8 protein-coding genes are annotated in these 8,318 nt (G+C 53.5%); 5 read left to right on the top strand and 3 right to left on the bottom strand.

Annotated features, from left to right (window positions below):
* The coding region (locus PPL9_RS22790; protein ID WP_208989566.1) for a DUF3419 family protein at positions 1–1,158 on the bottom strand (1,158 nt) is incomplete at its 3' end.
* A 322-nt stretch (positions 1,159–1,480) separates the two neighbouring features.
* Between PPL9_RS22790 and PPL9_RS22785 the strand changes: the two genes are divergently transcribed.
* From PPL9_RS22785 to PPL9_RS22765, 5 genes are all read left to right on the top strand, one after another.
* Positions 1,481–2,323, top strand: a complete 843-nt coding sequence (locus PPL9_RS22785; RefSeq protein ID WP_057464873.1) for a folate-binding protein YgfZ — start codon at positions 1,481–1,483, stop codon at positions 2,321–2,323.
* A 150-nt stretch (positions 2,324–2,473) separates the two neighbouring features.
* A complete protein-coding gene (locus PPL9_RS22780; RefSeq protein ID WP_057464872.1) occupies positions 2,474–3,115 on the top strand; it encodes an HD family hydrolase in 642 nt (213 codons plus the stop codon).
* On the top strand, positions 3,115–3,639 hold the full coding sequence (locus PPL9_RS22775; protein ID WP_057464871.1) for a hypothetical protein: 525 nt from the start codon (positions 3,115–3,117) through the stop codon (positions 3,637–3,639). The genes PPL9_RS22780 and PPL9_RS22775 overlap by 1 nt, the downstream gene beginning before the upstream one ends.
* Before the next feature lie 20 nt (positions 3,640–3,659).
* Positions 3,660–4,685 (top strand): NAD regulator, encoded by a 1,026-nt coding sequence (locus PPL9_RS22770; RefSeq protein ID WP_193775917.1) that lies wholly within the window; start codon positions 3,660–3,662, stop codon positions 4,683–4,685.
* A 507-nt stretch (positions 4,686–5,192) separates the two neighbouring features.
* Positions 5,193–6,350 carry a cell wall hydrolase gene (locus PPL9_RS22765; RefSeq protein WP_057464870.1) on the top strand — a complete coding sequence of 386 codons (1,158 nt, stop codon included), beginning with the start codon at positions 5,193–5,195 and terminating at the stop codon, positions 6,348–6,350.
* A gap of 114 nt (positions 6,351–6,464) precedes the next feature.
* On the opposite strand, the gene PPL9_RS22760 is transcribed toward PPL9_RS22765, so the two are convergent.
* Positions 6,465–7,484: an MDR family oxidoreductase gene (locus PPL9_RS22760; protein WP_057464869.1), complete on the bottom strand. Its 1,020-nt coding sequence runs from the start codon at positions 7,482–7,484 to the stop codon at positions 6,465–6,467.
* Between the two features lie 107 nt (positions 7,485–7,591).
* On the bottom strand, positions 7,592–8,318 hold a 727-nt coding region (locus tag PPL9_RS22755; RefSeq protein ID WP_152986806.1), incomplete at its 5' end, for an MFS transporter.

Raw genomic sequence — 8,318 nt, 5'->3', positions numbered from 1 at the left:
GTTATCGACCCGCCCCGGCAGAATGCTTGGCTCGCCAGCCGTTCTGAAGATGACGCGCGCTCCTTGCCGTGCCGTTCGGGATATTCCTGCCCATAGATCGTTCAGCTGCCTGTCTGTCATCCAGTCCTGCGCATCCAGCAGGACGTAGGCATCAAGGCTGTTTGCATCCTGATTATCCAGATGCTCTGTGAAAGACCGATTAACAACGCGCACATGAGAGGCTCTTTTCCGAATTTCCGGGAAGTGTTGCGGCTTCAGATAGGGCGGCAAAGGGCCGGAAAGACCGGTTCCGCTGTGTGTATGAGAGGGCGCGTATCCGCGAGTGAAAGCTTGCCAGGCGAAGTAGTTGTCTTCCATTGGAAAGTCGCAGGCCAGCTTTTCCAGGCGTTGTTTGAGAACGCCTGCCATGTTGCCACCGCCTTCTGCGGCGAGGCTCTCATATTGCGCTGGGGGGATGCCGAGGCCGTAGAGCGACATCTTTTTAGAGGTCGCCCAGCGGATCAGGCGTTTATCAAAGAGCGGCGCCAGAATCTTGTCGAAATATGATCGCTGTTCGTTCAGGTCACGTGCGTCTGCCATTTTGCGCAGGTCAACGCCGTAGATCTTTGCGATGAAGTGACCGAGACCGATGAAGTAGCCGAGCATGCCGTGGTGGTAGAGGTCTCGTGAGAACAGGGTGATGCGCTTGCGGCCCCACGCCGTCATGTCTCGCCCTTCCCAGTAGGCCATGGTTTCAGGATCAATAGCGGGCTTCAGATACTTCTCATAGGCGGCAATATTGGCTTTTTCATCAGCCTCACCGAAGAACCGATAGAACGTCTCATAATCGGGGAACTCTTCCAGCGCGGTCAATTTCAGGCGGTTCAAAGCCACATGCGCGCGGTTGAGGTCGACTGCCGTAATCTCCTGCGGGTCTGCTGTGAGGTAGGACATGACATTGCAGCCGCCGGAAGCGATTGTCACCATTTTCGAATGAGGTTTGAGTTGCAGTGCCTGCATATCCACCTCCGGGTCCTCCCAGATCTGCGGATATACCAGCCCCTTAAATGCGAAGGTGAACAGACGCTCCAGCACGCCTTCCATGGAGATCAGTTTTGAACGATGTACTGCACGATCCAAACGTTTCTTTGACTGCCTGATAGTTGATGTCACGTGCATCTCCAGAATCAAGAACTGAAATCAATCGAGAGAAAGAGTTAGTTCACGCACACGACAGTTTTGCGACGTCGAAACATTGATTGTAACTGCAGAAAGATCTTGAAAACGCGGCAATACTGGAATGTTCCGGTAAACAACTCAGTGTACTTACATTTCTATTTACCTGCCTCATATTTTGCGTTTTTCCTCCCACACGCAGGTGTCAAGGCGCAGGCGAGGAGTTCCCTCGTCACCCACAGAAACTATTCTTTTTCCGTGGTGTGCGCATAGCTGATGGGTTATGAAACACTCTTGTTGTTTTATTCATTGGAAGGACGGACCCATGGCATCACAACGTACCATTCTCACTTCGCGTCGGCTCGTGAAGGTTTTTGGCGAAGATGCCAAGGAGTTTCTGCAAAATCTCGTCAGCTGTGACACCAGCGAGATTAATGCAACATCCAGCGCATTTGGTGCTCTTCTTACGCCTCAGGGGAAAATCCTCTGGGACTTCATTGTGTTTGCAGATGAGAGCACGGGTGGCTTCCTGATTGATGTGAGCGCTGATGAGCTGGATGCTTTTGCCAAGCGTCTTGGTTTTTACAAGCTTCGCGCCAAGGTGATTGTGGAACCTGCTGATGAGACCATGCTTGTGATCGCAGATTGGGGAGATGATTTGCCAGCGGATAAACCGCGCGATCCTCGCCATGCTGACATGGGTGTTCGTTATGTTTCCTCCGGCGAAGTTGCAGAGACTGCCTCAGAAGCTGACTATCATGCGCATCGCATCAAACTTGGCATTCCACAGAGCGGACTGGACTTTCAGCTGGCAGACGTGTTTCCGCATGATACGGACATGGACAGCCTCAATGGTGTGGCTTTCTCCAAAGGCTGTTTTATCGGGCAAGAGGTTGTTTCCCGCATGAAGCACCGCGGAACGGCCCGCAAGCGCATCATCAAAGTTTCCGCTGAAAGTGCGCTTCCTGCCGCTGGCAGTGATGTTCTGGCTGGAGAGAAGAGCGTTGGAACATTGGGCTCTTCGCAGAATACTGATGGGCTTGCCCTGCTGAGACTGGACCGTGTGAAAACTGCGATGGATGCAGGTGTATCGCTGACATGTGATGGTGTTGCCCTCACCCCTTCCATTCAAGAATGGGCAAGTTTCAACTGGCCTTCATCTGATTAAGAGATACAGCTAAAGCAATTCGCATTTAAGCTGGAACACATGAACTGCTTTAGTCTTTGTTTTGCGTATCTTTATCCGAAAACCAGTTTCCACTTTTCGGAGATACACTGTAGACATCACCTTAACCTTGACGACTGGCTTGATTGACTAATGTGTGCAGAGCTTTCCTCATCTTCCCCCCGTGCCTGGCAGCGGATGCTTTCTGGCAGAAGACTTAATCTTCTTGATCCGTCTCCGTTGGATGTGGAACTCTCTGATATAGCGCACGGCCTTGCGCGTGTTGCACGGTGGAATGGGCAGACAATTGGCGATCATGCGTTCTCTGTTGCCCAGCACTGTGTGGTGGTGGAAGAGATTGCGCTGATGGTCAAGCCTGATCTTGATATTCAATGGCGTATGGCAGTCTTGCTGCATGACGCGCCTGAGTATGTGATCGGGGATATGATCTCCCCTTTCAAGAACGTGATGGGTGGCACCTACAAGGCTGTTGAAGAGCGGCTGCACCATGCCATTCACAGGGCGTTCAACCTGCCCCCCGACTTGCCAGTCAGCATTGCCAAGCTTGCCAAGAAGGCTGACATTATCAGCGCCTATCTGGAAGCAATCCATCTGGCGGGCTTTAGCAAGGAAGAAGCTGACAAGATTTTCGGAAAGCCTGCAAAGGTTACTGCGGAGCAACTGGACACCTTGGCAGCAAGCATTGAGCCGCTGCCAACCAAGGATGCGCAAGAGGTCTTTCTGGCCCGGTTTGCTGAGCTTGATGACGCTCGCAAGAAAGTTGGAGGCCGCTGATGCTGCATGTCTGTCCACTTTCCAAGCTGGAAGACACGTTGACCTCAGCAAGGCCGAGCCATGTGCTCTCTCTCGTTTCTCCGGGAACAGAGGTGATCTTGCCTTCTGAGACAAAGCCTGCTCACCATCTGGTGCTGGAGTTCAACGACATTACTGAAGCACGTGAAGGTCTGCTTGCCCCCAATGCGACGCATGTAGAGCAACTGCTGGATTTTTCCCGTGATGCTGCACGCAACGGCTCTTTACTGGTGCATTGCTGGGCTGGTGTCAGCCGGTCTACAGCTGCTGCCTACATCATTGCCTGTGCGATTATGCCGGATACAGATGAACGTGCGCTGGCCCAACATTTGCGCAAGGTTTCTCCTGTAGCCACACCCAATCCGCTGCTTATCTCTTTGGCAGACACTCTTTTGCAGCGAAATGGGCGCATGATACAATCAATCATCGAGCTTGGTCGTGGTGCAGAGACTTTTGAGGGCAACCTGTTCTCGCTTGATCCTGCCGCACTTGTTGAACTGGCATGACGGATACGGAGCAAACATTGATGAGCAATGCAGTGGAAACAGGAAATGCAGCCCAACGCGGTGCTGACATGGAGCCTGTCCAGCTTGGCATTGGTCTGAGTGCTGTCATTGTTTCCGTAAAAGACAAAGTGCCCTTTGTGTTGACTGTGCCGCAAAAAGTGCCTGACGAGTTGTCTGGCCTGCCCTCCGGCCCGTTTGACCCACGCGTACACCGCACCTTTGAGCTGGGTTTGCGTGCGTTTGTTGAAGAACAGACTGCCCTTCATATTGGCCATGTGGAACAGCTTTACACCTTTGGTGACCGCGACAGATATTCTCTGGCGCGGATTGGTGAGCCGCATATGGTTTCTGTCGGCTATCTGGCATTGACACGCCAGACACCAGAATCTGAGCGGCTGCTTGCCAGACAAGGTGCTCGCTGGCGTCCCTGGTATGACTTTTTTCCCTGGGAAGACTGGCGTGGCGGTCAGCCGAAGATGCTGGAAGAGATTATTCATCCCAGCATGGAGACCTTCAGCAAGGCCCCGGATGATGATGCCAAGGCCTACCACGAGCTGAGCCGGAAAGATCGTTACCAGCTCGCCTTTGGTGTGGGCTCTTTGAAATGGGATGAGGAACGCGTTCTGGACCGTTACGAGTTGCTTTATGGCTCCGGTCTTATGCGTGAGGCCTTGCGCGATAAGCAGCCAACTGCGCTGGAACGCAGCACCTTGCCAGACCTTGGCGAGGGCCTTGCCCATGATCACCGCCGTATTCTGGCAACGGCACTTTCCCGGTTGCGGGCAAAACTGAAGTATCGGCCTGTTGTCTTCGAATTGATGCCACCTGAGTTTACCCTGACCGATCTGCAGCAGACGGTTGAGGCGATTTCTGGCCGGCATATTCACAAACAGAACTTCCGCCGTCTGGTGGAAACGGGGCAGCTGGTTGAGCAGACGGGCAGAACTTCAACCGCGACGGGCGGGCGCCCAGCAGCTCTTTACCGGTTCAGAAGAGACATTTTGAAAGAGCGCCCGGCCCCGGGATTGCGCGTTAGCTTGCTCTGATTCACATTTTCGCCTTAAGTGACGTAAGGTTATCTACAATTTTTTTGAGTTTTTTCTCGGCAAAAATTCATAGGAAAAACGGAGTTGTGGATTTAGCAGGGAGCCTTATGGTTAATCTTGTTAAGATTTTGATTATGTTGATATCCTACAGCCACACCAAGATATCACAGGTGTCATTTCCTGCATGAAGCCTTTTGTTCCTATGATTTTTGGCCAACTGAAAAATCCACCCAGACATGAAATAGCCCTAGTTTTTTGGTGAGTACCGTCCCTGCATATTAACCATATGCTGGCTGTCAGCGGCGTGAACTGTGGCAGAATAACTGGGGTTTTGGCGGGCTTAACTTTATATCAAGGTTAAAAGCGAAAAATGCACTCATCCGGAAAAGTGACGGGCGGGAGTGTTTTATCGGGCTTCTTCATCCTGTCGATCTCAGAGTTTGGGGTTCCCTTTTCAGGGAGTGAGAGACGCTGAGTTTTTGGGCGTTGATTTGGAGTAGATTGCGTATGTCGGGCCATGGGATGAAGAAGAATGCAGGACGCCGTGCTGTCCTCATGTACTTTAAGTACCCAATTCTAGCTGCAGGGCTTGCAGTTGGAACCTTTGCTGCATCTCCAGTTGCGTTGCAGGATATTCCGGCACTGACCGGAAACCTCGACGAGGAAACGCCGCGATGGATGCAATCTGTCTCCGCACGGGATAGCCAGAAATTTGCAAAGTACTTCGTAGCCCCTGAGAAGAAAACTCCACAGCGCCATGCGGTGAACCGCACCGGCAAGAGTGACATGCTCGTCACTACTCTGCCGAGCCGTGTTGTGGCTTTCATTCAAAATGCAGGCAAACCGAAAAGCTCCGACAGATTTGTTTCCCAGCTGCCGCAAATGGCTTTCAACGGCCATTATGGTGGGGATGCGCTGGCCGGTCTTGCCGACAACAATGGGCAGGCGGACACGTCTCCACTCGGCAAAGCGGCACGCCGTGCAGCACTTGCTGCCCGCAAGCAAATTGCGCAGAAGACAGTTAAGCCAGCGACCCTTTCCATCGCCAAGCAAAACGAGATTGCTCTGGCAACTGCTTATGCTCCAGCCACACCGCAGACCAACAAAGCTCCGTTTGATGCGCTGCTGAGCAAACCCAAAGTTTCGATTACGCCTTCCGGCAAGCCAAGACTTTCAGACAACGAACTGGCCTCTACTTCAGGGACCAATCCGCACTGGTGGTACATGCGCCAGTTGCCGAGCTCTGTGAGAAAATCCAAGAAGGAAATGCGCTGTCTGGCTGAGGCGATCTATTTTGAAGCGCGCAGTGAACCTCGTGATGGGCAGATTGCCGTTGCGCAGGTTGTTCTCAACCGTCTGAAGAACCCGGCTTATCCTAACACGGTGTGCGGGGTGGTTTATCAGAACAAAGGCATGAAGAACGCCTGCCAGTTCTCGTTTGCTTGTGATGGCATTCCTGAGCGCGTGACTGAAGCTGGTCCATGGGCCAAAGCGAAGAAGATCGCGCAGCAGATTGTAAAGGGTGAGGTCAGCATTCCAGCTGTTGATGCCTCTACTCATTACCATGCAACTTATGTTCGCCCGAACTGGGCACCGACCATGCAGCGTAAGAAGCGCATTGGTAAGCACATCTTCTACAAGACCTACCGAGGTGGCTGGAGCTAATCCACGACCTCATATGTGAGAAGAATTTGGTGGCCTGACCGCTCCAATTTTAACCCCGCACCAGCGACTGGCTGATGCGGGGTTTCTTTTTGTCTAAACCTGCTTGTTGTAGCGTTACTCGACTTCCACGATGGTACGACCGCGGACTTGCCCTTTGAGCAGCTTTGCAGCGCGTTCTTCAACATCTGCCAGCTTGATTGTCTCAGACAGAGTGTCCAGCTTGGCAAGATCGAGATCCTGCACCAGTCGGCGGTAAGCCTGCTCGCGCAGGGCCATAGGCGCCATAACAGAATCTACGCCGAGCAGAGCTACACCGCGCAAAATGAACGGCATGACAGATGCTGGCAGGTCCATGCCCTGCGCCAGACCACACGCAGCAACAGCACCGCCGTAGTTGGTCTGTGCCAGCAGATTTGCAAGTGTATGACTGCCTGCTACATCAACCGCACCAGCCCAGCGTTCCTTGCCGAAAGGTTTGCCCTTTTCGACCAGCTCGGCCCGATCGAGCACTTCTGTTGCGCCGAGGCTCTTGAGGAAGTCAGCTTCCTCGGTGCGTCCTGTGAAGGCGATAGTCTCGAACCCAAGTTTGGACAGCAGGCTGATGGCAACGGACCCAACACCACCGGATGCGCCGGAGACTGCGATTGGTCCTTGGTCAGGTGTCAGGCCGTATTTCTCCAACGCCATAACGCAGAGCATGGCGGTGTAACCTGCGGTGCCAATGGCAGCTGCGCGGGCGGCGGAGATTTCTTCCGGGCGATGTAAAAGGCACTCGGAGTTCAAACGGGCGACTTGCGCGTAGGCGCCGGTGTGGACTTCACCAACACCATAGCCGTTGAGGAGGACCTGATCGCCCGGTTTGAAGCGGTCGCTTTCGCTGGTGAGCACTTCGCCAACGACGTCGATGCCCGGCACCATCGGGAACTTGCGGGTGATGCCCGGTGCGCCTGCAAGGGCCATCCCATCCTTGTAGTTGATGGTGGTGTGCGTGACTTTGACTGTCACGTCTCCTGCAGAGAGCTGATCAACACTGACCTTGTTCCACTTGGCAGGTAGTGGCTTGCGGCCGCTTTCATCTGCTTCAATCCAGAGGGCATCAAACTCGCTCATGGCCAATCCTTCTCGCCAATTCATGTTGCATGAAAGCTGGCAGAAGGAGGGCCACAAGGCAAGAAAATAACGCTAGGCAATATTCCGGTGTAACACACTGACAAACCTAGCTAGTTCACCCAATAGGCCTCTTACGCAGGCTTGGCGACCAGACGCCCTGCAGTGGCGGACTGTTCGCGGATTGGCCAGTGCACGATGGCCGAAAAAATGCCGAGTGCGATTCCGAGCCACCAGATGGCATCGTAGTTGCCGCTTCGCTCATAAAGCACACCGCCCAGATACACTCCCAGGAAAGATCCGATCTGGTGAGAGAAGAACACGATGCCGAACAGCGTTCCCATATAACGTGGGCCGAACATGACAGCGACAAGCCCTGACGTTGGCGGGACGGTGGAGAGCCACAGGATGCCCATGGTGGCTGCGAAGATCAGTGTCGACATCTCCGAGATTGGCAGTGTGATGTAAAGCGTGATGGCGATGGCCCGGGCAATATAGATAAATGACAGCAAGTATTGTTTCGGAACGCGTGACCCCAACACACCGGAGGACATGGAGCCAACAATGTTGAACAGGCCGATCAAAGCCAGCGCCCATGCGCCGACGGAAACGTCAAAACCCTGATCCACGATGAAGGTCGGCATGTGCACGGTGATGAACGCCACGTGGAAACCACAGACGAAGAAGCCGAAGACCAGCAGGATGTAGTCTCTGGTTTTGAAGGCCAGACTCAATGTTTGAGAAAGGGTCATGCTGTCCTGCGGGTTGGCAGAGTTGCCAGCAGCTGGAGCTGCGGAACGCCCACGCAGGATATAAGCGAACAGGGGTACGATGGCGACGACAGCTGCCATATAGATCAGC

The organism is Pseudovibrio sp. POLY-S9, from assembly GCF_001431305.1.
Lineage (GTDB): Bacteria > Pseudomonadota > Alphaproteobacteria > Rhizobiales > Stappiaceae > Pseudovibrio.
The sequence above is the reverse complement of the archived record's forward strand: the minus strand, read 5'-3'. Positions and strand labels throughout refer to the sequence as shown.